General features: G+C 71.8%; 20 protein-coding genes. 12 read left to right on the top strand and 8 right to left on the bottom strand.

Annotated elements, in window-relative coordinates; all coding sequences use genetic code 11:
- From GPA02_RS05210 to dnaA, 5 genes are all read right to left on the bottom strand, one after another.
- Positions 1-555: a DciA family protein gene (locus GPA02_RS05210; protein ID WP_156198842.1), complete on the bottom strand. Its 555-nt coding sequence runs from the start codon at positions 553-555 to the stop codon at positions 1-3.
- A gap of 55 nt (positions 556-610) precedes the next feature.
- A complete protein-coding gene (gene recF, locus GPA02_RS05215; protein WP_156198843.1) occupies positions 611-1,774 on the bottom strand; it encodes a DNA replication/repair protein RecF in 1,164 nt (387 codons plus the stop codon).
- Positions 1,775-1,835: 61 nt separating this feature from the next.
- Positions 1,836-2,735, bottom strand: coding sequence for a phosphogluconate dehydrogenase (NAD(+)-dependent, decarboxylating) (gene gnd / locus GPA02_RS05220; RefSeq protein WP_156198844.1), 900 nt, complete (start codon positions 2,733-2,735; stop codon positions 1,836-1,838).
- Between the two features lie 41 nt (positions 2,736-2,776).
- A complete protein-coding gene (dnaN, locus tag GPA02_RS05225) occupies positions 2,777-3,910 on the bottom strand; it encodes a DNA polymerase III subunit beta (RefSeq protein WP_156198845.1) in 1,134 nt (377 codons plus the stop codon).
- A 549-nt stretch (positions 3,911-4,459) separates the two neighbouring features.
- Positions 4,460-5,896 carry a chromosomal replication initiator protein DnaA gene (dnaA, locus tag GPA02_RS05230; RefSeq protein WP_420809351.1) on the bottom strand — a complete coding sequence of 479 codons (1,437 nt, stop codon included), beginning with the start codon at positions 5,894-5,896 and terminating at the stop codon, positions 4,460-4,462.
- Between the two features lie 510 nt (positions 5,897-6,406).
- Between dnaA and rpmH the strand changes: the two genes are divergently transcribed.
- From rpmH to rsmG, 6 genes are read left to right on the top strand one after another with little or no spacing between them, the layout of a single operon-like run.
- Positions 6,407-6,544, top strand: coding sequence for a 50S ribosomal protein L34 (gene rpmH / locus GPA02_RS05235; protein WP_152204558.1), 138 nt, complete (start codon positions 6,407-6,409; stop codon positions 6,542-6,544).
- A gap of 9 nt (positions 6,545-6,553) precedes the next feature.
- The gene (rnpA, locus tag GPA02_RS05240) at positions 6,554-6,955 is read left to right on the top strand and encodes a ribonuclease P protein component (RefSeq protein ID WP_156198847.1); all 402 of its coding nucleotides are present in this window, start codon (positions 6,554-6,556) and stop codon (positions 6,953-6,955) included.
- A complete protein-coding gene (gene yidD, locus GPA02_RS05245; protein ID WP_338027495.1) occupies positions 6,952-7,374 on the top strand; it encodes a membrane protein insertion efficiency factor YidD in 423 nt (140 codons plus the stop codon). The genes rnpA and yidD overlap by 4 nt, the downstream gene beginning before the upstream one ends.
- A 29-nt stretch (positions 7,375-7,403) precedes the next feature.
- On the top strand, positions 7,404-8,558 hold the full coding sequence (gene yidC / locus GPA02_RS05250; protein WP_156198848.1) for a membrane protein insertase YidC: 1,155 nt from the start codon (positions 7,404-7,406) through the stop codon (positions 8,556-8,558).
- Between the two features lie 7 nt (positions 8,559-8,565).
- On the top strand, positions 8,566-9,099 hold the full coding sequence (locus tag GPA02_RS05255) for a Jag family protein (protein ID WP_156198849.1): 534 nt from the start codon (positions 8,566-8,568) through the stop codon (positions 9,097-9,099).
- A gap of 13 nt (positions 9,100-9,112) precedes the next feature.
- A complete protein-coding gene (gene rsmG, locus GPA02_RS05260; RefSeq protein WP_240133892.1) occupies positions 9,113-9,751 on the top strand; it encodes a 16S rRNA (guanine(527)-N(7))-methyltransferase RsmG in 639 nt (212 codons plus the stop codon).
- A 16-nt stretch (positions 9,752-9,767) separates the two neighbouring features.
- On the opposite strand, the gene GPA02_RS05265 is transcribed toward rsmG, so the two are convergent.
- The gene (locus tag GPA02_RS05265) at positions 9,768-10,421 is read right to left on the bottom strand and encodes a GntR family transcriptional regulator (RefSeq protein WP_240133893.1); all 654 of its coding nucleotides are present in this window, start codon (positions 10,419-10,421) and stop codon (positions 9,768-9,770) included.
- A 483-nt stretch (positions 10,422-10,904) separates the two neighbouring features.
- Here GPA02_RS05265 and GPA02_RS05270 point away from each other — a divergent pair, with 483 nt between their 5' ends.
- The 6 genes from GPA02_RS05270 to GPA02_RS05295 all read left to right on the top strand — a co-directional run bounded on the left by GPA02_RS05270 (position 10,905) and on the right by GPA02_RS05295 (position 22,509).
- Positions 10,905-12,251 carry an amidase gene (locus GPA02_RS05270; protein WP_156198851.1) on the top strand — a complete coding sequence of 449 codons (1,347 nt, stop codon included), beginning with the start codon at positions 10,905-10,907 and terminating at the stop codon, positions 12,249-12,251.
- 291 nt (positions 12,252-12,542) lie between these two features.
- The gene (locus tag GPA02_RS05275) at positions 12,543-13,955 is read left to right on the top strand and encodes an ABC transporter substrate-binding protein (RefSeq protein WP_156198852.1); all 1,413 of its coding nucleotides are present in this window, start codon (positions 12,543-12,545) and stop codon (positions 13,953-13,955) included.
- Between the two features lie 78 nt (positions 13,956-14,033).
- Positions 14,034-15,008 carry a carbohydrate ABC transporter permease gene (locus GPA02_RS05280; RefSeq protein WP_156198853.1) on the top strand — a complete coding sequence of 325 codons (975 nt, stop codon included), beginning with the start codon at positions 14,034-14,036 and terminating at the stop codon, positions 15,006-15,008.
- A gap of 17 nt (positions 15,009-15,025) precedes the next feature.
- The gene (locus GPA02_RS05285; RefSeq protein ID WP_240133894.1) at positions 15,026-15,901 is read left to right on the top strand and encodes a carbohydrate ABC transporter permease; all 876 of its coding nucleotides are present in this window, start codon (positions 15,026-15,028) and stop codon (positions 15,899-15,901) included.
- Positions 15,902-20,401: 4,500 nt separating this feature from the next.
- A complete protein-coding gene (locus GPA02_RS05290; protein ID WP_156198854.1) occupies positions 20,402-21,433 on the top strand; it encodes a ParA family protein in 1,032 nt (343 codons plus the stop codon).
- Complete coding sequence (locus GPA02_RS05295) at positions 21,430-22,509, top strand: ParB/RepB/Spo0J family partition protein (RefSeq protein ID WP_156198855.1); 1,080 nt, start codon at positions 21,430-21,432, stop codon at positions 22,507-22,509. The genes GPA02_RS05290 and GPA02_RS05295 overlap by 4 nt, the downstream gene beginning before the upstream one ends.
- A 9-nt stretch (positions 22,510-22,518) precedes the next feature.
- Here the strand turns inward: GPA02_RS05295 and GPA02_RS05300 are convergent, their stop codons facing one another.
- Both GPA02_RS05300 and GPA02_RS05305 read right to left on the bottom strand, forming a co-directional pair.
- On the bottom strand, positions 22,519-23,472 hold the full coding sequence (locus tag GPA02_RS05300) for a D-alanine--D-alanine ligase family protein (protein WP_156198856.1): 954 nt from the start codon (positions 23,470-23,472) through the stop codon (positions 22,519-22,521).
- Entirely contained in the window at positions 23,469-24,812 is a 1,344-nt protein-coding gene (locus GPA02_RS05305) for an aminotransferase-like domain-containing protein (RefSeq protein WP_240133895.1), read from the bottom strand. The genes GPA02_RS05300 and GPA02_RS05305 overlap by 4 nt, the downstream gene beginning before the upstream one ends.
- Positions 24,813-24,820 lie beyond the last annotated feature (8 nt).

Below are 24,820 nucleotides of genomic sequence, written 5' to 3' on the forward strand. Positions count from 1 at the left end.
TCACCCGTAGGTGTCGCGCGGTCCGCGGCCGCCGCGCACCGACCGCGGCCCCTTGCGCCACGTCGGGCCTCCCGGCCCGAGAACCTGGATCGAGGTGACGGCGCCCTCGCCGACCTCCTCGGCGATGCGGCGCTCGAGCTGCGGCAGCAGCAGCCGGATCTGCGTCGCCCAGGCGGTGGAGTCCGCGCGCACGACGAGCGCGCCGTCCTCGAAGGTCTCCGGCACGCAGTGGTCGGCGATGCGGTCGCCGACGACCTCGCGCCACCGGCCGACGACGCCGCCCACCTGCAGCGGTCGGCTCCAGCCGAGCTGCGCGCTCAGCAGGTCGACGGTGTCGCCGAGCGCCTGCGGGTCGCGGCCGGCACCGTGCACGACGTCGGGAGCGTGGTTGCCGGGGGAGCGCCGCCGACGTCGACCCGGGCTGCCGGGGCGCAGCCCCTTCTCGCGGGCGGCGTCCCGGGCGCGCGCCAGCGCGAGCCGTGCCGCGTCGGCGGTCGGCTCCTCCGGCGCCTCCGCCGGGTCCGGGGTCTGCGGCCCGAGCCGGCTCGCCGGCATCTCGGTCGTGTCGGGGGCGGCGTCGTCCGCCCCCGCTGCACGACCGCGAGATCGCTCAGGCGCCACGGCCGACCGTTCCGTTCACGACGTCCAGTCTCGCGCCCGTCAGCGCCGCCGGCACGTCCTCGGCGACCGCGGCGGTGATCAGCACCTGCTGCGCGGGGGCGACCAGCGCCGCGAGCCGCTCCCGACGGCGCGCGTCGAGCTCGGCGAACACGTCGTCGAGGATCAGCACCGGCTCGCCGTCGACGTCGAGGTCGTGCTCGGTGCGCAGCACCTCGTAGGAGGCGAGCCGCAGCGCCAGCGCGAACGACCACGACTCGCCGTGGCTCGCGTACCCCTTCGCGGGCAGCCCACCGAGCGTGAGGTCGACGTCGTCGCGGTGCGGACCGACGAGGCTGACGCCCCGCTCGATCTCGCGCGACCGCAGCCGGCGCATCGCCTCCAGCAGCCGGGTCTCGACGGCGGCCGCGTCGACCAGCTCGTCCTCCTCGACCTCCTCGGCGTCGCCCGACCCGACCCGCACCCGGTACGCCACCTCGGCGGTGCCCTGCCCGCCGCTCACCTGCTCGTAGGCGGTCTGCACGTGCGGGCGGAGCATCCGCAGCAGCCGCACCCGCGCCGCGACGAGCTCGGCACCGATCGCGGCCGCCTTGGCGTCCCACACGTCGAGGGTGCGGATGTCGCCGTCGGACCCGGCCCGACGCGCGGACGCGGCCGTCTTCAGCAGCGCGTTGCGCTGCTTGACCACCCGCTCGTAGTCGCTGCGCACACCCGCCATCCGCGGGCCGAGCAGCGTGAGCAGGTCGTCGAGGAACCGGCGTCGGCCGTCCGGGTCACCCTTGACCAGCGCCAGGTCCTCGGGGGCGAACAGCACCGTGCGCAGGTGCCCGAGCAGGTCCCGGGTGCGCGTGAGCGGGCTGCGGTTCAGCCGCGCCCGGTTCGCGCGGCCCGCCACGATCTCCAGCTCCAGCAGCACCGGCCGGTCCCCGCGCACCACCTTCGCCTGCACGAACGCGCGCTCGGCACCGGCGCGCACGAGCGCCGCGTCACCAGCCACCCGGTGCGAGGAGAACGTGGCGAGGTAGGCGATCGCCTCGACGAGGTTGGTCTTGCCCTGCCCGTTCTGCCCCACGAACGCGGTGATGCCCGGCTCGAGCGAGAGCACCACGTGCTGGTAGGAGCGGAAGTCGGTGAGCGCGAGGTCGGAGACGTACACGCCTAGGCACGCCCCGCCGTCGAGGTGCCGAGGACGCGCCGACCCAGGGTGCCGGTGCCCGTCATCCGTCGGCGGTGCGCTTCACGGCGTGGCCGCCGAACTGCTCGCGCAGCGCCGCCACGGCCTTCATCGCGGGCGACTCCTCCTGGCGGCTGTCGAACCGCGCGAACAGCGACGCACTGATCACCGGGGCCGGCACCGCGAGGTCGATCGCCTCCTGCACGGTCCAGCGGCCCTCGCCCGAGTCGGCGACGTAGCCCTGGATCTCCGACAGGTCGTCGTCGAAGTTCAGCGCCTTCACCAGCAGCTCCAGCAGCCAGGACCGCACCACCGTGCCGCGCTGCCACGCCTGGAACACCTTCGACACGTCCGGCAGCAGGTCGCTGCGCGCCGCAAGGATCTCGTAGCCCTCGGCGTAGGCCTGCATGATCCCGTACTCGATGCCGTTGTGGACCATCTTCGCGTAGTGGCCGGCACCGACAGGGCCGGCGTGCACGAAGCCCTCCTCACGAGGACCGTCGGGACGGAGCGCGTCGAAGACCGGCATCAGCATGTCGACGACCGAGGCGTCGCCGCCGACCATGAGGCCGTAGCCGTTCTCCTTGCCCCAGATCCCGCCCGAGACACCCGCGTCGACGTAGTGGATGTCGCGCTCGGCGAGCGCGGCCGCGCGACGCAGGTCGTCCTTGTAGTTGGAGTTGCCGCCGTCGATGATCACGTCGCCGGCGCCGAGCCGGCTCGCGACGTCGGCCACCACGGACTCGGTGATCTCGCCCGCGGGCACCATCACCCACACGACGCGAGGGCCGCCGTCACCGATCGCGTCGACGAGCTGCGCGATCGAGGCGACGTCGCTGAGGTCGGGGTTCTGGTCGTAGCCGGTCACCGCGACGCCCGCGGCACGCAGCCGGTCGCGCATGTTGCCGCCCATGCGGCCGAGCCCGACGAGTCCGATGTGCATGTGCGCTCCTCACGTGACGGCGTGACGCCGCCGGACCGCGATCAGCTCGCGAACCGGATCGGCTGCAGCAGGTAGCGGAAGGTGTCGGCCGAGTCGGGGCTGTCCCCGCCGCCGTCCTCCTGGCCGGTCATGACCGCCGGCTTGGTCGGGTGGGTGAACGACAGCCGGGTGTACGGGGTGCCCAGCGCGCCGAGACCGTCGAGCAGGTACTGCGGGTTGAACGCGGTCGTGATCTCCTCGCCGACCAGCGTCGACTCGAGCACCTCCGACGCCTGCGCGTCGTCGCCCTGACCCGCCTCGAGCACCACCTGGCCGTCGCTGAACGTCAGCCGGATCGGGGTGTTGCGCTCGGCGACCAGCGCGACGCGCTTGGCGGCCTCGATCAGCGCGGCCGACTCGGTGACCGTGTGCGTCGAGGTCTGCTCGGGGAACAGCCGCCGGACCGGCGGATACTCGCCGTCGACCAGCAGCGACGTCGTGTGCCGGCCGCCGGCCTCGAAACCGATGATGTCGGCGTTCTCGGCGAGCGAGATCTCGACCGCACCGGCGGAGGTCAGCGAGCGGGCGACGTCGGAGAGCGTGCGTGCGCGCACCAGCGCCTGCCGCTCGATCGTCGGCGACGACGGCCGCCACACCATCTCGCGCATCGCGAGGCGGTACCGGTCGGTCGCCAGCAGCGTGAGCTTCTCACCGCTGATCTCGAGCTTGACGCCGGTGAGCAGCGGCAGCGTCTCGTCGCGGCCCGCGGCGATCGTGACCTGGCTGATCGCCTCCGCGAAGGCGTCGGCGTCGACCGAGCCGGCGTGCGCGGGCATCTCCGGCAGCGCCGGGTAGTCCTCGACGGGCATCGTCAGGAGAGTGAACCGCGAGGAGCCGCAGGTGACGTTGACGCGGGTGCCGTCGAGCACGACGTCGACCGGCTTGCCCGGCAGCGCGCGGGAGATCTCGGCGAGCAGCCGGCCGGAGACGAGCACCGTGCCGGGCTCGTCGACCTCGGCCGCCACCTCGGAGCGGGCCGAGACCTCGTAGTCGAACGTGGACAGCGTCAGCGTGCCGTCGGCGGCCGCCTCCAGCCGCACCCCGGCGAGCACCGGCGCCGGCGGGCGGGTCGGCAGGGTTCGCGCGGTCCACGTGACGGCCTCGGCAAGGACATCGCGCTCGACCCTGAACTTCACTGTGCCGACCTCTCGTTCGCGGACATGGGGCACGAGCTCAGCGCCCGTGCCTCGGGACCCCGAGCATAGTGGCCACTCGGTGCCCGGACGCCGTCGTCCTTGGAGCCGAGAGGTGGAGAGTCGGATCGAGAGGTCCGGGTCGGGCCGGCCGGGCTCAGTTGGTTGTTCACACCCGGTCTTACAAGAAGATGTCATTGTCGTCATCGGTGGTGTGGATCCTGTGGGCAACCGACGTCGTCGCAGGTCGCGCCGCACGCCGAGGTGTGGACCGAGCTGCGCGCGGGTGTGTGTCGGGGTCGTGTAACTCGTGGACGAGCCAGTTCTGCACCGACGGCGTCCACCGGTTCGTCGGCCGTCGTCCACGGCGAACGACACGTTCTCCACCGTCATCCACAGCTGTATTCACATCTGTGTGTTTCGCCGCGACACGTGGGGTTGCTGTGGTAATCGAGGACGACGGGAGCGTCCGGTGGGCGACAGCCGTGAGCGGCCCGCAGGGTGGGTCGGAGCCGGCGGGGGCAGGTGGCGGCGTCCGGCTCTTCGGGCGCCTCAGGCGCGCTGCTGCTGCTTGATCCGGTTGGTCAGCTCGGTGACCTGGTTGAAGGTCGTGCGGCGCTCGGCCATCTGCTGACGGATCTTGCGGTTGGCGTGCATGACCGTCGTGTGGTCGCGGCCGCCGAACAGCTGGCCGATCTTCGGCAGCGACAGCTCGGTGAGCTCGCGGCACAGGTACATCGCGATCTGGCGCGCGTTGACGAGAACGCGTGAGCGGTCGGCGCTGCACAGCGCGTCGATCGTCACCCCGAAGTAGTTCGCGGTCTGGCCCATGATCACCGACGGCGTGATCTCGGCACCCTCGTCGTCGGTGATGAGGTCCTTGAGCACCATCTCCGCCAGCGCCAGGTCCACCGACTGCTGGTTGAGGTTGGCGAACGCCGTCACCCGGATGAGCGCGCCCTCGAGCTCGCGGATGTTCGAGGAGATCTTCGAGGCGATGTACTCGAGCACCTCCGGCGGCGTCTGCAGCGACTCGGCGCCCTCCTTCTTGCGGAGGATCGCGATGCGGGTCTCGAGGTCCGGCGGCTTGACGTCGGTGAGCAGCCCCCACTCGAAGCGCGAACGCATCCGGTCGTGGAACCCGTCGAGCGCCTTCGGCGGCTGGTCGGAGGTGATGACGACCTGCTTGCGGTCGTTGTGCAGGGTGTTGAACGTGTGGAAGAACTCCTCCATCGTCTGGTCCTTGCCCTGCAAGAACTGGATGTCGTCGATGAGGAGCACGTCGACCTCGCGGTAGCGGCGCTGGAACGCCTCCGCCTTGTCGTCGCGGATCGAGTTGATGAAGTCGTTGGTGAACTCCTCCGAGTTCACGTACCGCACCCGCACCCCGGGGTAGAGGTTGCGCGCGTAGTGCCCGATCGCGTGCAGCAGGTGGGTCTTGCCCAGCCCGGACTGCCCGTAGATGAACAGCGGGTTGTACGCCTTCGCCGGCGCCTCGGCCACGGCGGTCGCGGCCGCGTGGGCGAACCGGTTGCTCGAGCCGATGACGAAGGTGTCGAACGTGTAGTTGGGGTTGAGGCGCGCGTTCGGGTCCACGCCGACGCCGTCGATGCGGGCGTCCTGCCGGCGCTCGTGCCGCTGCTCCGGGCGCGGCTCGACGCGAACCGGCGGCGCCGGTTGCGGTGCGGGCTCGGGCGGCGGTGCGGCCGCGTCCAGGGACGGGTCGACCGTGACCGCGACCTTGACGTCGCGAATCAGGGCGTCCGAGAGCGCCGCGGTGATCGACTCGCGCGCCCGGGTCTCGATGAACTCCTTGGCGAACTCGCTCGGCACCGCCAGCAGGATCGTGTCGTCGATGACGCCGAGCGGCTTCGTCAGCCGGATGAAGCCGAGCTGCGCGCCCGTCACCTCACCGCGGTCCTGGAGGATGTCGACGGCGCGTGCCCAGCCCTGGGCCAACGCCTCGGTCTCGACTGGCTCCTGACTCAACCGGCACATCCTCGCTCACGGTTGTGAACACGCGGTCCACAACTCCATCCACAGACTGTGGGAAGGTCCCCTCAGCACCGACAGCTCCGCCGACGTCCCCCGGCGCGTGCTGAGCGGCCATGCTAACGCCGCCGTGTTGTCCACAGGTGCGAGTCGAGCCAGGCGTCCGGATCGTCCACGCGTGTCGGAGATCGAGCACGAGGCTCGCGCCGGCGTCGGCGGGTGCGGCGCGAGGACGGGCAGCCGGACGAGCGTCGCCGGACCGCCGCGACACGGGCGCGAGCTGTGGCGCAGATCTCCGTGATCTCGCGGGTCGTCGAGGCTGCGGGGTTTGACCGCGGTCGCGACGTGCACCTATCCTTGTGCGGTTGTGTGCCGGGGTCCCGGTGCCTGCGGAGACCCGAGCCGAACCGGCAGGGCGATCCGCGCGCGGGCCGTCGCACACTCAGACCTCGTCGGTCGGGACCCTTCACCCTGCCGGCAACATTCCGAGCATGACGGAGTCGTGAAGTGAGCAAGCGGACGTTCCAGCCGAACAACCGGCGCCGGGCCAAGGTGCACGGCTTCCGGCTGCGCATGCGGACCCGTGCGGGCCGCGCCATCCTCGCCGCGCGCCGCCGCAAGGGTCGCGCCCAGATCTCGGCCTGAGCCGTACCGGTGCTGCCCGCGCGGCACCGGATGCGGCACGGCGACGAGTTCGCCCGTGCCATCCGATCGGGGAGCCGAGGCAGCAGCCGCCACGTCGTGGTGCACCTGCTGCCGGCCTCCCCACCCCACGATCCCACCCCTGCCGACCCGGCACGGGTGGGTTTCGTCGTCTCCAAGGCCGTCGGCGGCGCAGTGCAGCGCAACAGGGTGCGACGGCGGTTGCGGGAGATCGTGCGCGCCCGGCTGAGCGAGCTGCCCGACGGCGCGCTCGTCGTCGTCCGGGCGCTGCCGAGCAGCGCGGCGGCCGATTTCGCGGAACTGAGCGACGCCGTCGGACGTTCCCTGGGCATGGCGATCGGGAAGGCGGCACGCACCGGGCCCGCCCGACGCGACGGCGGGAGCCGAGGGTGAGCGGCGCCGACGGGCGCACCGAGCCGACCCCTCGCGAGGCGCCCGGGCACGTGCACGACGCGGACGACCTCGCGGGCGCCGAGACGCCCCGACCCGGGCCGGTGGCCTGGCTGCTCACCGGGCTGGTGCGTGGCTACCAGCTGATCGTGTCGCCCTGGTTCGCCCCCACCTGCCGTTACTACCCGAGCTGCTCGGCGTACGCGATCGGTGCGCTGCGCACGCACGGCGCGCTCAAGGGCACCGCGCTCGCCGTCTGGCGGGTGCTGCGCTGCAACCCCTGGTCGGCGGGCGGCGTCGACCACGTACCACCACGACGTCCGCGGCCCGGTCGGGGACCGTCGACGACCCACCCCGGGTCGGAGGGTGAGGCGGAAGGCCGTACCCTCGGAAGCCGGACCTCGCGCCAGGCCCGTGCCTGAGCGCGCTCGCGGAAGAGACGAAAGACTTCATGGACTGGTTTGACGGGCTCCTGTGGCCGCTCAAGGTCGCCGTGGCATGGATCATGGTGCGCGCGCACGACGTGCTCACCTGGCTGGGCATGCCGGCCGAGGGCGGCTGGACGTGGCTGCTGTCGATCGTGGCGCTGGTGGTGGTCATCCGTGTGCTGCTGATCCCGCTGTTCGTGCGCCAGATCAAGGCGTCGCGCGGCATGCAGCTCGTGCAGCCCGAGATCCAGAAGCTGCAGAAGAAGTACAAGGGCAAGACCGACCCGGCGTCGCGTCAGGCCATGCAGCAGGAGATGATGCAGATCTACAAGGAGGCCGGCACCTCGCCGTTCGCCTCCTGCCTCCCGCTGCTGGCGCAGATGCCGATCTTCTTCGCGCTGTTCCGGGTGCTGTACTCGCTCGGCCCGCTCGCGAACGGCACCTACGACGACGGCAACCGCACGAGCATCGGCCCGTTGACGGCGGAGCTCGCGCTGCAGGCCGAGTCCTCGACGATCTTCGGCGCCCGGCTGTCCGACACCTTCCTGCTGTCGGACACGCTCAACGTCAAGATCATCTGCGCGGCGCTCGTCGTCATCATGTCGGCGACCACCCTCTTCACGCAGCGCCAGCTGACGATGAAGAACATGCCGCAGTCGGCGCTCGACAACCCGATGGCGCGCCAGCAGCGGATCCTCATGTACATCCTGCCGCTGGTGTTCGCGTTCTCCGGCGTGAACTTCCCGATCGGTGTGCTCGTCTACTGGACGACCTCCAACATCTGGTCGATGGGCCAGCAGTGGTGGGTCATCCACAACAACCCCACGCCCGGGTCCGAGGCGGAGCGGCTCTACCTCGAGCGCAAGGCACGCCGGGCTGCGCGTCGCGGCGGAGCGCCGCTGGAGGACGAGACCGCCGCCACCTCGACCGCGCTCGAGGACGCGCCGCGGCCGCAGAGCGGGCAGCGGCAGCAGCCGAAGAAGAGCACGCCGCGCAGCAAGCGCGCCCAGCGCCCCGGGGGCCAGCAGGCGGCGAGCGCCCCGTCGGCCGCGTCGCCCGCCGACGCCGTGCAGGACGCGCCGATCGAGGACGCCGTCGACCCCGCCAGCAGCGAGGCCGCGCAGGCCCGCACGAGCGGCGGACCCAGCACCAAGCCCAAGAAGAAGCGCAAGAAGTGAGCCCCCGATGACCGACACCGATATCCCGAGCGTCCCCGCCGAGGACGCGCCCGCCGCCGACTCCGACACCAGCAAGCTCGAGCGCGAGGGCGACATCGCGGCCGACTACCTCGAGGAGCTGCTCGACATCGCCGACATCGACGGCGACATCGACATCGACGTCGACCACGGCCGTGCCGCGGTCGAGATCGTCTCGGACGAGGACGGCGGCCGTGGGCTGCGCCGGCTCGTGGGCGACGCGGGCGAGGTCCTCGACGCGCTCCAGGAGCTGACCCGGCTGGCGGTGCAGACGCAGACCGGTGAGCGCTCCCGACTCATGCTCGACATCGCAGGTCACCGCCGCGCGCGCCGCAACACGCTGACCGAGATCGCGAACGAGGCGATCGCGCAGGTCCGCACGAGCGGTCAGGACGTCAGCCTCGAGGCGATGAACCCGTTCGAGCGCAAGGTCGTCCACGACGCCGTCGCCGCGGCGGGGCTGGTGAGCGACTCCGAGGGTGTGGAGCCCAACCGGCGCGTCGTCATCCGCGCGCCGCGCTGACCCGGGGCGCGAGGTGTCGGAACCGGCGGCGGACGTCGTCGAGCACGACGACCGCAGCGTCGAGATCCTCGGCGCGGGGTTCGACGGCGCGGCCACGTTCGCGCGGATGCTCGCCGCCGAGGGCGAGCTGCGCGGCCTGATCGGTCCGCGCGAGCTCCCTCGGCTGTGGCGTCGGCACGTGGTGAACAGCGCCGCGGTCGTGCCGTTCCTGCCGGCCGAGGGTGCCCTGGTCGACGTGGGCTCGGGTGCCGGGCTGCCCGGCGTGGTGGTGGCACTCGTGCGCCCGGACCTCGAGGTGCACCTCGTCGAGCCGATGCAGCGCAGGGTCGCGTGGCTCACCGAGGTGGTCGACCGTCTCGAGCTGACCAACGTGACGATCCACGGCGCTCGCGCAGAGGAGCTCCACGGGACGCTCGTCGCGGAGGCCGTCACCGCACGTGCGGTCGCCGCTCTCGACAAGCTCGCGCGGTGGACCCTTCCGATGGTGCGCATGGGCGGTGCGCTGCTCGCGATGAAGGGCGCCCGCGCCGCTGAGGAGGTCGCCAAGGCTCGCACGGTGATGCGGACCTTCGGCGTGACGGACGTGCAGGTGCACGACGTCGACCTCTACGACGACGGCGACGTCACCCGCGTGGTCGAGGTCCGCAGGTAGCGACACCGGCGCCGCGTCAGCGCTGGACGAAGCGCTGGCAGACGCCTCGGAGGTGCGCCTGCAGCGCTTCTTGGGCGCCGTCGTGGTCATGCTCGGCGACCCGGAGGGCGATGCTGCCGTGCTCGGCGATCGTCTCGTCGAGGTCGAGGTGCCCACGGCCACGGTCCCAGCTGTGCCGCATGCGGTGCGCGTGCACGCCGAGCGAGCTGTGCATGGCGGTCAGGAACTCGTTGGCGGCGAAGGTGAAGAAGGTGCGGTGGAACTCCAGGTCCGCGTCGAAGTACTCCCGCACGAGCGCGTAGTCCATCGTCTCGCTTCTCCGGAGCCGCTCGGCTGCCTCGACGTGCGCGTGGTGGACCGCGTCGAGCCGGGTGGCGAGGTCCTCCCAGCTGGAACGGAACGCCCTGGTGAGTGCGGCCCGCTCGACGACGAGCCGCGCGTCGATGAGCTCCTCGATCTGCTGCTCGTCCAAGGGTGGCGCGGCGACGTAGCCGCGCTGCGCGCGGTACTGGATGAGACCCGAGCGCTCGAGCGAGACGAGCGCCTCGCGGACGGGCGTCGGCGAGACGCCGAGCTCGCGAGCGAGCGCCTCGATGCTCACCCGCTCACCCGGTGCCCATGCTCCGGTCGTCAAGCGGTCGAAGACGACCTGGTGGATGTCCGCGCGCATGGCGCGACGTGACTCCGGCGTGTCCCGACCCGTCATCGGCTCATGGCCGCACGCGGGTCCCCGAGTCGCTGCGGTCGCGTGCCCCTGGTCCGCTGCACAGGCATCGAGTGTAGGCCGCGACGTCGGACGAGGCCGTGGGCCTGCGTCCGATGACCGCGCGCAGCCCCGTTGGTGCGCGGCGGACGGGGGCGTGTGGAGCACTGTGAGGAGCCGTAGATCCTATCGATTTGGGTGCTCAATGGCGTGGGCCAGGTGCGGTCATGCCCGTCGTTGCGGGAATCCTCCGAGTTGACATCGGCGCCAACCTATAGGATTCTGCAGTCTCCGACAAGGAGACGATGCGTGATGGATGACGGTGTCCACCGGCTGTGTCGGGCGCGACGGACGCGCCCGCAGTTCGTGATGCCTCGGCCCCGTGCGCGGCGAGCGAGTCCTCGTCGTGGGTCGCCTACAGGCCTCGGCCTCCGCGTCGGAGGGTGAGCCGTGCACGACGCCACCATCGGTGAGGTCGCGCGATCGATCCGCTCCGGAGCGGTCACCCCGACCGAGCTGCTCGAGCAGGTCCTCGAGCGGATCGACCGTCTCGACCCCGTTCTGCAGAGCTACGCGGCCGTGATGTCCGACGCGGCGCACCAGGACGCGGCTCGCGCGACCGCGGAGGTGCGCGCCGGCCGCGTCCGAGGGCCGCTGCACGGCGTCCCGGTCGCGGTGAAGGACCTCTACGGGACCGCCGGCACACCGACGTCGTTCGGGTCGGCGCACCTCTCCCTCGACCTGGACGACGCCGAGGTGGTCACGAGGCTGCGAACGGCCGGGGCCGTCGTCGTCGGCAAGCTGCGGATGTCGGAGGCGGCGCTCACCGACCACGGGGTCGGCCTGCCGGTGCCGCTCAACCCGTGGGACCACGACACCTGGGTGGGCACCTCCTCGAGCGGCTGCGGTGCCGCGACGGCGGCAGGTCTGTGCTTCGCCTCCATCGGGTCGGACACCGGCGGGTCCGTGCGCGGACCGGCCACGGCGGCCGGGCTCACCGGGCTGAAGCCGACGCGCGGGCGTGTCCCGGCCGACGGTGGGCTGCCGTTGTCGCGCTCGCTGGACACGGTGGGCCCCTTCGCGCGCTCGGCGCAGGACTGCCGGATCGTGCTCGAGGCCATCGCCGATCCTCGCCCGCTCACCGACGAGCTCCCGCAACGACCGCTGCGGATCGGCGTCGACCACCGCCTGCTCGACTCGGTCGCGGCGGCGACGCGCGCCATGATCCTCGAGACGGCGGAGGTCTTCAGGACGCTGGACGTCCAGGTCGTCGAGGTGACCGTCCCCGACGGCCGTGGTCTCGCCGACGACTGGGTGACCTACGTCGGAGCCGAGGCCGTCGAGGACATCGGTCACCTCTACCCGGACGACAGGCGCGAGAGCTTCGGACCCGAGGTGCGTCACGTCCTCGAGCAGGGCGCGCACGCCACCGAGGACGAGCTCGCGCGCATCCGTGCGGACGCGCGCTCCTACCAGCAGTCGCTCGACGCCGTGCTCGACGTCGTCGACGCCGTCCTGCTGCCGACCGTGAGCAGACCCTCACCGACGCTGGCCGACATCGCAGAGATGCGCCGCGACTACGCCGTCTGGAACAGCGAGCTGATGCGACTGACCTGCCCCATGAACTTCTCCGGCCATCCCGCCCTCACGATGCCGACCGGCTTCGGTGACCGCGGCACACCTCTCGGCGCCCAGCTCGTCGGCCGTCACAACGAGGAGAACCTGCTGCTGCATCTCGGCGAGCTCTTCCAGAGCGTCACCGACCACCACAGCCGCCGACCAGCGGGCTGTCCCTGACACCTCACCGCTGAGCGCCGCGCGCTACCGGCCGGACCCACCGCCGTCCGCCCCCGCAGGCGCCCCACGCGGAGCGCACCGCTGACCGCGGTGCGTCGTCCGCGCGCACGGATCAACGGTGCCATCTCCGCCACACCAGCGGCGGGGCCGGTACCGCAACGCGCGCCGACCCACGGGTCCGACGCACGTACACCTCGTCGGCACCGACGTCGTCGCGGTTGAACCCACGCCTCTCCGGCGGCTGCGTCACGCACCGTCCGGCAACGAGGCACACCCAGATTGGAGACACGCATGCGCAACAACAGATCACGACTGGCCATGGCGGGCGGCCTGCTGTCGCTCGCCCTGGTCGCCACCGCCTGCTCCGGCGGCTTCGGCGGCAACGCCGGCAACGGCGGCGGCGGGGGCGGCGGCGACAGCGGCAGCGGCTCGACGAACGACGGCGGCGGCACGAGCGGCGTCACCATCGACGTCATCGCCGTCAACCTCCCCGCGCAGGAGGACCTGGTGGCCATGACCGCCGAGCACTTCACGCCCGCGACCGGTATCACCGTGAACTTCACGCTGCTGCCGGAGAACGACGTCCGCGCGAAGATCACGCAGGAGTTCTCCTCGCAGGCCGGTGTCTACGACGTGGCGACGCTGTCCAACTACGAGATCCCGTTCTACGCGGACAACGGCTGGGTCGTCCCGATCGACGACTACCTCGCCCAGGACTCCGACTTCGAGCCGGAGGACATGCTGCCGTCGATGATGGCGTCGATGACAGGGTCCGACGGCAAGACCTACGGGATGCCCTTCGAGGGGCAGTCCTCCTTCACGATGTACCGCAAGAGCGTGTTCGACGAGCTCGGCCTGACGATGCCGTCGAACCCGACGTGGGACGAGGTCGCGGAGCTCGCGGCGACCATCGACGAGCAGACCGACATGGACGGCATCTGTCTGCGCGGTCTGCCGGGATGGGGCCAGCAGCTCGCCCCGCTCAACACGGTCATCAATACCTTCGGCGGGACGTGGTTCGATGAGAACTGGGACGCGCAGCTCACCTCGCCCGAGACGGTCGAGGCCGTCGAGTTCTACGTGAACCTCATCCAGGAGCACGGCGAGCCGGGCGCTGCGCAGGCGGGCTTCGTCGAGTGCCTCAACCGCTTCATGCAGGGCGACGCCGCGATCTGGGTGGACGCGACGAACGCGGGTGGACCCGTGGAGGCGGCGGACTCGCCGATCGCCGGCGACATCGGCTACGCCCAGTCCCCCGTCAAGCTCACGGACGCCTCGGGCTGGCTCTGGACCTGGGCCTGGGGCATCCAGGCAGCGTCCACCGAGCAGGACGCGGCCTGGCAGTTCGTGTCCTGGGCGAGCTCTCGCGAGTACGAGGAGCTCATCGCTGAGAAGTACGACTGGTCGCGCGTGCCCTACGGCAAGCGCCAGTCCACGTTCGACAACCCCGCCTTCCAGGAGGGTGCCCCGTTCTACGAGGCCGCCATGGAGGCGATCACCAGCGTCGACGCCGAAAACCCGGGTGTGCAGCCACGCCCGTACCCCGGTGTGCAGTTCGTCGGCATCCCTGAGTTCATCTCGCTCGGGACCACCGTGTCCGAGTACATCGCCTCTGCCATCGCCGGCAGCACCTCCGTGCAGGAGGCCCTCGAGGCGGCGCAGGTCGCCGCGCAAGAGGTCGGCGACAAGTACAAGAACAAGTAGGTCCGCCTCGGTGCCCGGTGGCCCGCGCGCGTGCGCGGGCCACCGGGTCCGGCGACCTCAGCGAGCGAAGGACCATCCGTGACCACGACTCAGCACGCGTACCGGCCGGGCCCGGTACGGGATCGCCACCGGGCCAGCGTCGCCGCGCGCGACCAGCGGCCTGGCGCGCTGCGCAGGTGGAGCGTCCGCGCACCACTGCTGCCGGCGCTCGTCTTCACCATCCTCTTCACCCAGCTCCCGTTCGTCGGGACGCTCGTCGTCTCGTTCATGGAGTGGAACAGCCTGTTCCCGAACGAGCGCGGGTTCACCGGCCTGTCCAACTACGCCAAGGTGCTCGCCGACACCGAGCTGCGCCACACGATCGTGTTCACGGTGCAGCTGACGGCGACGGTCGTCGTCGCCAGCATGGTTCTCGGCCTCGGCCTGGCGCTGCTCGTCAACGAGCGGTTCGTCGGACGCGGCGTCGTCCGCAGCCTTCTCGTGCTCCCGTTCCTCGTCGTCCCCGTGGCGGGCGCACTCTTCTGGAAGCACGCGATCCTCAACCCCACCTACGGTCTGATGAACGGGACGATCACCGCGATCTGGCGCGTGCTCGGCCTCGACTCGCCGCCGCAGCCGGACCTGCTGTCGACGGCGCCGCTGCTCGGCATCGCGCTGTCGCTCATCTGGCGGTGGACACCGTTCATGATGCTGATCCTCCTCGCTGGCCTGCAGTCGCGGCCGCCCGAGGTGATGGAGGCGGCAGCCGTCGACGGCGCGGGCGCCTGGACGTCGTTCAGGTACATGACGTTGCCGCACATGCGGCGGTACCTGGAGCTGGGAGGGCTGTTCGGAAGCATCTACCTGGTCCAGGAGTTCGACGCGATCTTCATGCTGACCGCGGGCGGGCTGGGGACCACGAACCTGCCCTACGCGGTCTACAAGACCTTCTACCTGGCGAACGACTACGGCCTGGCGTCGGCGCTCGGTGTCGTCGTCGTCGCCGGGACGTTCGTGATCGCGATGTTCACGCTGCGCGTGCTGCTGTCGCTGTTCAAGGACAGCGCCCGTTAGTCGATTGGAGTCCTGACATGTCTGCCTTCACCATGACGACGGGCCGCGGGTCGCCGCGTCGCAGCCCTCGAGGAGCCGCCCGCCGCAGCGTGGTCACGGGCGTCGCGGCGTGGGTCGCGGCGCTGGTGTTCGTGGCGCCGATCCTGTGGATGGTGCTGACGGCGCTCCACTCGGAGACCGACGCCGCCTCCAACCCGCCGGCGATCTTCGCGCCGCTCACGCTCGACGGCTTCCGAGCCTTCTTCGGTGGTTCCGGGATCAGCCCCTGGCCACCGCTGCTCAACTCGTTGACGGCGTCGGTCCTGTCCGTCCTGCTCGTCCTCGTGCTGGCCTTCCCAGCCGCGTTCGCGCTCTCGATCCGACCTGTCGAGAAGTGGCGGGACGTGATGTTCTTCTTCCTCACCACGAAGATGCTGCCGATCGTCGCGGCGCTGCTACCGCTGTACCTCTTCGCGAAGACGGTCGGTGCGCTCGACAACATCTTCATGCTCGCCGTCTTCTACACGGTGATGAACATCCCGATCGCCGTGTGGATGCTGCAGTCCTTCCTCACGGAGGTCCCGCGGGAGCTGATGGAGGCGGCACAGCTGGACGGTGCGCGGGTGCTGACGATCCTGCGGCGGGTCATCCTGCCTGTCGCCTCGCCGGGGATCGCGGCCACCGCGCTGATCTGCTTCATCTTCAGCTGGAACGATCTCCTGTTCGCGCGGGTGCTGACGGGAACGATCGCGAACACCGCTCCGGTGTTCCTCACCGGTTTCGTGTCGAGCCAGGGCCTGTTCCTGGCCACCGTGTCCGCGGGTGCGCTCGCGGTGTCGCTGCCCGTGATCGCCGTCGGCGTGGCCGCGCAGGATCGGCTGGTTCAGGGACTGACGTTCGGCGCGGTCAAGTAGCGGGAGCGGGCGCCCGAGTCGCGTCCAGGTCGGGCTGCGCCGAGATCGGTCGGACGGGCGAGAGGTTCGAGGTGGCCGGCACCGCCTGGCGCGGGTCATCGGGCCCGGCAACCACCAAGTCGTACGGATGTTCGAGCAGGAGTTCGTCGTCCCCGCACCCAGCCGGGTGGTCGAACCGCTGCACGGCTGCCCCCGCGCGTGCCAAGGGGGTGCGCCGTCCGGCAGGGCGACGGCGGGCGGCGACGGTCGCGCAGCAGCGACAAGGTGGCTGGACGAGGCCACGGTGTCAGGGCGTCCTGCCCTGCGGTTCCGGGCTCTGGGCGGGCACGGGTGCGCCGGTAGCCCGACGGGCGAGGGAGCGTGGAGCGTGTGTCGTGGTGACGCCGACAGTGCAGAGAGCACGAGCGCGCGGCGCGGCGCGGCGGGCACGCCCCGGTGTCGTCGGCTGGTTCTCGCGCGGCCTGCTCGCCACGTCGGCGGTCGGGCGGCGACCGGGGCTCACCGCCCGACCCCATGGAGCGATGTCCGCCCGTGTGGGATGTCACCGCACGATCGCGCTCGGACCGCGGCACGGGTGCAGCACGGCGCGAGGCGCTCTCCGAACGCTGAGGTGGTGCCAGCTGGCTATGTCGCAGGCGTGGATCGTCCTGGAAGCGAGGGCTGGTTGCGGAGCGCCGCGCGTACGAAGGTCCGTGCTGCTCCGTTGCTCTCCACGGATGCGTGGGGGTGTTTCACGTGGAACGGCGCTTCGCGCACGCGCTGCCCGCGCACCCGATCGGCGCGCGGTCCTCGCCCCGCCGGCGCTTCGCGTCTCCGGTGGTCTACGCCGGTGGCGGTGTGTCGGAGCGATCGGTACCCGGCAGGCGGCCGGGCGTACCTCCGTGGGCACGCGATCGTGTGCGGTGGTGGGGCGACAGCCTGGCTCGGCGAGGACCGCGCTCGGCGTTCGGTGCGAAGGCACGACGTCGTGCCGTCCGCTGTCGGCGGCCTCGTCGGGTGACGGAAGAGCCGAGCTCGGTGCGGGGTCGGATAGCCAACGGCGGGTGCCCGAAGACTGTGGCCGCCGTCCGCTCGGCGTCAGCCTGCGCGTCGCGGACGACGGTGTTGGGCATGCGGCCACGGATCGTCAGCAGGGTCGGCAGACGCACGGTGACAGCGGCATCGGCGCGGCGCGATGCCGTCCTCGCCGCGACTGCGGTGAACGGCTGCGCACCGCGACGCGGCGGGCTAGGACTCTCTCGGCCCGCGAGGCGTGTGGGGCGCCGACCTCGCATCGCTCCGCTCGGTCGGGGTAGCCGCGGTGACCTGGAGATGGCGGGTCGCGTTTCACGTGAAACGGCACCTCGGCATGCTCCTCTCGACAGGACAGGCGCGCGGACGGTGCCTACCTGCTGGTGCTGGTGCTGGTGCTGGTGCATGCCGTGGCGGCAGCGGGGGATCGCGCCCGTCCGCGTGCTCGCGAGGGGTTCGGTCATCCGTCATGTGTTGTCCGGGGGCGGGCATGGTGGTTCACCGACATGCCGGTCTTGCAGTCCTTCGAGCCGGCTACGAGTCGTTGCGGAGGCTGTGCCCGTGGGACGCCACCACCCAAGCGGCGGACGCGGAGTCGCGCTCGCAGGTCGAGACCCCTGACGGATCGCTCCGGTCCCGTGTGCCTCGGGGGGACACGGGCGGACGGTGCCGTGGGAGCTCACGACGGTGCTGCGGCAGCTCACGGAGCGCGGCGGTGAAGGAGCCGACACCGACCTGGCCGGGCTCGCACGCCCGTGTCTCCGTTTCACGTGAAACGCGCCGAGACGAGTGCGCCGGTCGTCGGTTCAGCCGCTGGACCTCATTCACGGTCGCGGGGGACCGCCGCGAGGTGCACGCGGGTGGATGGATGCCGGCGGTCATCAGCCTGCACGGCTGCACACGTTGTCAGCGATCGACGGATCCCAGGCTCCGCGTGGCGCCCGAGGGCTCAGGTGAGCCACCTGTGGTCACGAGTGATACGCGTCCCGGGCCGGGGGAGCGGGTGGCCGCTCCCGCGGGTGCCGCGACGCCAAGGTCGGTGGGGCCGAGGACGGACCGGGCAGCCCTTGCGATCGACGCGGTGGGCTCTGGCCAGCGCCGGGGGCTGGGGCGTGGACGCCCGGGGTACGGCGGCACGTTCCGACCCCGGGAAGGGTGCGTCCGGGTGGCGTGCTCCCGAGTGCGAGCACGTGGGCGTGCCGGGGCGCCGAGGACGCGTCGCGACGTCGACGCCGGCATGCTGGTGGCGTGGGCCCAGGCGGGTTGTCCGGGCGGCCGCGGTCGTGCTGCAGAGTCTGCGCCGCGACGTGGCAGGTACCGGTGCCTCGAGGATGCCGCTGCCTGCGGCGTGCCCTCGAGCTGCGCGGCGCAGCGTCGAGCGGGTCGCCCGCGCGCCGATGCCGGAGTTGTCCACAGCTCCCAGGAGTCCTGTGGACAGCTTTCGCCCTCTAGCTAGAACCCCGCGAGAGGAGTCGAGCTCGGCGTCGCGCGCGTGGGTCGTGCCGCGGCAGCTCAGTGCTGGCGCGGGAAACTGGCACTCGGTGGGCTGCGCGGCAGGTTGGTCGAGCAGGGTAAGCCGTGGCGGACCGAGCGTCCCCGGTCCACTGGTCAGGCGAGACTGTGGACAAGACGAGGTTATGCACAGGGGGTGCACAAGCCAGGATGCAGGGACCGCGGACGTGTGTCGAGCCGGGAACCGTCGACGTGAGCTCGCTGTGCCGGCGGGCTGCTCGCGGCGGACGGAGCGGGGCGGTGTGGCTGTCATGTCCGTTTCACGTGAAACGCCCCGCGCGCGGCTGCACTGGCCGACCCGACCGATCAGGTGAGCCCGGGGCCCGGGTGGGCGGGACCATCAACCGGTGCCGGGTGGTGGCTCCGGACGGGGGTGTGCCGGGTGGTGGTTCCGGACGGGGTGTGCCGGGTGGCGGGCTCCGGACGGGGTGTGCCAGGTGGCGGGTTCCGGGCGGGCCGCGCCGATGGCGGCTCCGGGGGTGCCGTCTCGTGCGATCGGGGGTTCTGCTGTGACACCGCTTGCGGCGAGCCTCGCGATTCATGGTTTCACGTGAAACGCCCGCGTGTCCGGCCTGGCCATCAGACGGTGCTGACGACCTCGCGGTCGCGGAAGCCGTCGAGCGCCTTTGTCGATTGGTGGTGCGGCTGGGACGGTGACGCCGCTCGCGACAAATGCGCCGTTTCACGTGAAACTCAACCACGGGGATGATGAAGACCCGTTCCCATCTGCGGGGCCATTCACGGCGACGGCCGCACACCGGCCGTCGGCGGGAGACGGCGCACTGTGCTGCGGTGCCGGTCGGCACGACACGATGCGAGACGCGGGTTCCTGTCCCCGGATCGTGCATGGCTCGACGCGAAGCTACGACGCAGGCGGTCGGCAAGACTGCTGACCGCCGGCGTGATCGCGGGCTGCTGTGGTGCCGAGATCTCGATCCAGCCCGGCAGCACGGGCATCGCACGCTGCCACCTCGGTCGGGAGCCCGCACCGGTCGACGGATTCGTGAGACCTCGTGCGCCTGGGCACCGAGCGGTCGGTGTCGGAGTGAGGCACGGACGTACGGCGGCGACGCGACGCCGCGCCAGAGCGCGATCTGTCGATCTGGGACGTGACGGCGTCGCCCTGCCTGCGGGTCGGTCGGCGACGTCGCGCGATGGGGGCTCGTAGAGCGCAGTCGACGTCGCCCTCGAGCACCTGTCCGGCCAATACCCCTCGCCGCTGGTCCTGGCCGAGGGTCTGCGGCACTGCGCAGGGGCGTGGCGCGGCGGACGTGGCCGAGTCCGTCGGCACCACCAGCAGGAGTGGCCCGGCAGCTCCCGCGCCGCGATCGTGTGGCGGCGGCCCGGCCTGGCCGGGTCGATGGACGGCGCCCATGACCTCGTGCGTGACCTGGGCGCCGGGCCCCTCCTGCGCGCCGGCCGCGAGATCGTACGGACCGGCGGCGAGAACGCGCGACCCCGCCAGCAGCCCGCACTCGCCTCGCAGGCATCCGTGCGTCGTCCATCGCGTCCGGCAGCCGGCGAACCGGTCGCGGTGCGTCGGAGGCGTGGGGGAGGAGCCGGTGCTCGATCGTCGCCTGCGCCACTCAGGGGGCCCGTCTTGTCACCCTGCCCGCCCGGATGTCGCCCTCGCGACCGCCGGCTCTGTCCCGGCAAGGCGATTCGTCCTGGACCTCCCATCGTTGCCGTGGGCACGGCCGTCTGCACGCCGACGCGCGCCGACGCGCGCCGGCGTCGCGCCGCACGGCACGGTGACTTCAACACGCCACCGCGAGAGTGCACTACATCTGTCGTGCCGCGGTCGGCGCGCGCACACCCTTCCCACCCCGGCACACGGCCATCCGCCTCCCGGTCACACCCCGCACGCGCTGCCGCGGCTGGAGTAGCGTCGATCACGCCAATGAGGAGGTACGTGCCGAAGGCGGTACGCCCACCTCGGTCGTAGGCTGTGGTGACTCCACGACCGACTAGGAACCGATGCATCCCGAGACCCCGCTCGACGCCAACCGTCAGGCCCGTCTGGAAGTGATTCCGCAGGTCGACGACTCGACGCCGTTGCTGGCCGAGCTCGCTGACGAAGCACGCCGACGGGTCGCGCTGCACGGCCACACCTTCGTCCGTCCCGAGCAGACCCGGGTGTTCACCGTCGCCAACCAGAAGGGTGGCGTCGGGAAGACGACGACGGCGGTCAACCTCGCCGCCGCGCTCGCCTCCGCCGGTCTGCAGGTCCTCGTCATCGACAACGACCCGCAGGGCAACGCGTCCACCGCGCTGGGCGTCGAGCACCGGGTGGGGACGCCGTCGACCTACGACGTCCTCATCAACGAGGTGCCGATGGCCGACGTCGCGGTGCCCTCGAGCGCGTTCCCCAACCTCGTGGTCGTGCCTGCCACGATCGACCTGTCGGGCGCCGAGATCGAGCTGGTCTCGATGGTCGCCCGCGAGAACCGGCTGCGCAACGCGCTCGCGGAGTACCTGCGCCACCGGGTCCGCGAGGGGCAGCCGCGCGTCGACTACGTCTTCATCGACTGCCCGCCGAGCCTGGGGCTGCTCACCGTCAACGCGTTCGTCGCCGCGCGCGAGGTGCTGATCCCCATCCAGACCGAGTACTACGCGCTCGAGGGCCTCGGTCAGCTCCTCAACAGCATCGAGCTGATCCGCGCCCACCTCAACCCCGCGCTGCACGTCTCGACGATCCTGCTGACGATGTTCGACGCCCGTACCAACCTCGCACGTGAGGTCGCGGACGAGGTGCGCACCCACTTCCCGGACCAGACGCTGCGCACCACCGTGCCGCGCTCGGTCCGCATCTCCGAGGCGCCGGGCCACGGGCAGACCGTGCTGACCTACGATCCGGGGTCGAGCGGTGCGCTCACCTACCGCGAGGCCGCGCGCGAGCTCAACGAGCGGTCGCCGCGGGCGCAGGAGAGCAGCACCGGTCAGGGCCAGGCGGCCACCGAGCAGGCAGGCGCCGCCGAGGCGACCGGCGATGGAGGAACAGACGCATGAACGAGCGGCGGCACGCGCTGGGCCGGGGCCTGGGTGCGCTCATCCCGACCGGCCCGAAGGGCGGCGGGACCGAGCGTCCCGTCGACGTCTTCTTCCCCGACCACCGCAACCCGTACGCGGACTCCGAGACCGACGGCGTCCCGTCCGAGCCCACCAACGGCGCACCGTCTCCGTCGACCCCCCACGGCGACGACGGACCCGAGCTGGTTCCGGTGCCCGGCGCGACCTTCGCCGAGGTGCCGATCGACGCGATCGTCCCCAACGCCGTCCAGCCCCGGACGGTGTTCGACGAGGACGCCCTCGCCGAGCTGGCCGACTCGATCCGCACCGTCGGCGTGCTGCAGCCGGTCGTCGTGCGCTCGACGGGCCGTGCCGAGGACGGCAGCCCGACCTACGAGCTCATCATGGGCGAGCGCCGCTGGCGCGCCTCCCGGCTCGCAGGCCGCACCACGATCCCCGCGATCGTGCGCGAGACCGAGCAGGTCGACATGCTCCGGGACGCGCTGCTGGAGAACCTGCACCGCAGCCAGCTGAACCCGCTGGAGGAGGCCGCCGCCTACACGCAGCTGCTCGAGGACTTCGGCTGCACCCAGGAGGAGCTGGCCACCAAGATCGCGCGCTCGCGGCCGCAGATCTCCAACACGCTGCGCCTGCTCAAGCTGCCGCCGCTGGTGCAGCGCCGCGTCGCCGCCGGCGTGCTCTCCGCCGGCCACGCGCGCGCCCTCCTCGGGCTCTCGGACGCCGCCGCCATGGAGCGGCTGGCGCAGCGGATCGTCGCCGAGGGGCTCAGCGTGCGGGCCACCGAGGAGATCGTCGCGCTCGGCGAGGTCGACGGCGAGGAGAAGCCCGCCCGTCGCACCAAGCCGCGCGCCGGCATGCACCGCGCCGCGCTCGACGACCTGTCGGCCCGGCTGTCGGACCGCCTCGACACGAAGGTCAAGGTCAACCTCGGGCAGCGCAAGGGCACGATCAGCATCGACTTCGCCAACGTGGCCGACCTCAACCGCATCCTCGCCAGCCTCGCGCCCGACGACCCCGGCGTGCTGCGCAGCAACGACGACGGCGCAGAGGACTGACCGCCGGCGTCAGCGTCCCGCGGCGCGGCGCACGATCGCGGCGTAGAGCTCCTCGACGCCGTACGGGCTCGCCTCGGCGGCCAGCGGGAACAGCGAGGTCTCGGTCATGCCCGGCGCGACGTTGATGTCGAGCAACCAGGCGACGCCGTCGCCGTCGACGATCATGTCGGTGCGGGACAGGTGCCGCAGCCCGAGCGTGCGGTGCGCCAGCACCGCGAGGTCGGCGGCGGCGCGCTCCTGCGCCTCGTCGAGCCGGCCGGGCACGAAGTACTCCGAGCGCCCGGGGTTGTAGCGGGCGTCGTAGTCGTAGGCGCCGTCGGTCGCGATCTCGACGCTCGGCAGCGCGCGCGGCCCGTCCCCGAGGTCGACGACGGAGACCGCCACCTCGACGCCGTCGACGTACTGCTCGATCAGCGCCTCCTCGCCGTAGGCGAAGCACGCGACCATCGCCTGCGGCAGCGCGGCCGCGTCCCGCACCACGGTGACGCCGAGCGCCGACCCGCCCGAGGCGGGCTTGACGACGAGCGGCAGCCCGAGCACGTCGAGCACCCGCTCCAGCACGCCACGGGTGCCGAGCTCGCGGAACAGCGTCTGCGGCAGCGTCGTGAACCGGGGCGTGCTGGCACCGGCACGCGCCAGCAGCGTCTTCGCGACCGGCTTGCTCCACGACAGCCGCGACCCCGCCGCATCGGTGCCGACGTAGGGCACCCCCACGAGGTCGAGCACGTCGCGGACCGAGCCGTCCTCACCGGTGGAGCCGTGCAGGATCGGCCAGACGACGTCCGGCCGGGCCTGGCGCAGCGAGGCGAGCAGGTCGCCGTCGACGTCGTGGACGTGCGCGGTCATCCCGGCCGAGCGCAGGGCGTCGGCGACACGGCGGCCGGAACGGATCGAGACGTCGCGCTCGTGCGAGAGCCCCCCGGCGAGGACGAGCACGTCGAGATCGGTGTGGGTGGTGGTCATGCCTGGTTGGGTCCCGGGTTGAGGGTGCCGGCGAGGCGGGTACCGGCGCCGCCGGTACCGAACATCCTCACCAGGTCGAGCTCGGCGTTGACGACGTTCGCCAGCCGGCGCACGCCCTCGTGGATGCGCTCCGGCGTCGGGTAGCAGTAGGACAGCCGCATGTAACGGTGACCGGTGCCGTCGGCGTAGAAGGCCGTGCCCGGGACGTACGCGACGAGCTCGGTGACGGCGCGGGGCAGCATCGCCTGGGCGTCCAGACCCTCGGGCAACGTCACCCACGTGTAGAAGCCGCCGGCCGGGCGGGTCCAGGTGGCGTGCGGCATGTGCTCGGCGAGCGCGTGCAGGGTGGCGTCGCGGCGCTCGCGGTAGACCTCGCGGTAGGACTTGACCTGGCCGCGCCAGTCGCACGTGGACAGGTACGTCGCGATCGACATCTGGCTCATGTTCGACGGGCACAGGATCGCCGACTCGCTCGCGAGCACCAGCCGCTCCCGGACCGCGTGCGGCGCGAGCGCCCACCCGACCCGGTAGCCGGGCGCGAACGTCTTCGAGAACGACCCGAGGTAGACGACGCCCTGCGGGTTGTAGCTGTGCAGCGCCGGCATCACCGGGTTCTCGGTGAGGTCGTCGAAACCGAGCAGCCCGTAGGGGTTGTCCTCCAGCACCAGCACGCCGTGCCGGCGCGCGATCTCGACGACCTGCGGCCGCCGCTCGAGCGACAGCGTCGTGCCGCCCGGGTTGTGGAAGTTCGGGACGGTGTAGAGCAGCTTGACGCGCCGGCCCTCGGCCGCGAGCCGGGTCAGCGTGGCCTCGAGCGCCTCGGGCACGAGGCCGTCGTCGTCCATCTCGACGTGCACGACGTCGGCCTGGTAGGCGCGGAACACGCCGAGGGCCCCGACATAGCTGGGTGCCTCCGCGACGACGACGTCGCCCGGGTCGACGAAGATCCGCGTCACCAGGTCGAGGGCCTGCTGGGAGCCGGTGGTGACGACGACGTCGTCGGGGTGGGAGGTGATGCCCTCCTCCGCCATGACGGTCGTGATCTGCTCGCGCAGCGCGACGTCGCCCTGCCCGGAGCCGTACTGCAGCGCGACGGCACCCCGCTCGCGCAGCAGCCGGTCGGTGACCTCGGCGACGATCTCCATCGGGAGGCCGGCCAGGTACGGCATGCCGCCCGCGAGCGACACCACCTCGGGCCGGTTGGCGACCGAGAACAGGGCGCGGATCTCCGACGCCTTCATGCCGTGCGTGCGCTCGGCGTAGCTGGCGTACCAGGGGTCCAGGCGGGTGCCCCGGCCGGGTGTGAGCGGCTCCTGCGGAGCCGGCGGGCTGGCAGTCACGGTCTCCA

Source organism: Actinotalea caeni, assembly GCF_009733795.1.
In the GTDB taxonomy this organism is placed as follows: Bacteria; Actinomycetota; Actinomycetes; order Actinomycetales; family Beutenbergiaceae; genus Pseudactinotalea; species Pseudactinotalea caeni.

Excerpts from the sequence above, each read along its gene's own strand:
- GPA02_RS05275 (WP_156198852.1), top strand. The coding sequence starts at position 12,543 with ATGCGCAACAACAGATCACGACTGGCCATGGCGGGCGGCCTGCTGTCG.
- gnd (WP_156198844.1), bottom strand. The coding sequence starts at position 2,735 with ATGCACATCGGACTCGTCGGGCTCGGCCGCATGGGCGGCAACATGCGC.
- GPA02_RS05210 (WP_156198842.1), bottom strand. The coding sequence starts at position 555 with ATGCCGGCGAGCCGGCTCGGGCCGCAGACCCCGGACCCGGCGGAGGCG.
- GPA02_RS05295 (WP_156198855.1), top strand. The coding sequence starts at position 21,430 with ATGAACGAGCGGCGGCACGCGCTGGGCCGGGGCCTGGGTGCGCTCATC.
- GPA02_RS05265 (WP_240133893.1), bottom strand. The coding sequence starts at position 10,421 with ATGCGCGCGGACATCCACCAGGTCGTCTTCGACCGCTTGACGACCGGA.
- yidC (WP_156198848.1), top strand. The coding sequence starts at position 7,404 with ATGGACTGGTTTGACGGGCTCCTGTGGCCGCTCAAGGTCGCCGTGGCA.
- GPA02_RS05290 (WP_156198854.1), top strand. The coding sequence starts at position 20,402 with ATGCATCCCGAGACCCCGCTCGACGCCAACCGTCAGGCCCGTCTGGAA.
- GPA02_RS05300 (WP_156198856.1), bottom strand. The coding sequence starts at position 23,472 with ATGACCACCACCCACACCGATCTCGACGTGCTCGTCCTCGCCGGGGGG.
- GPA02_RS05255 (WP_156198849.1), top strand. The coding sequence starts at position 8,566 with ATGACCGACACCGATATCCCGAGCGTCCCCGCCGAGGACGCGCCCGCC.
- GPA02_RS05285 (WP_240133894.1), top strand. The coding sequence starts at position 15,026 with ATGTCTGCCTTCACCATGACGACGGGCCGCGGGTCGCCGCGTCGCAGC.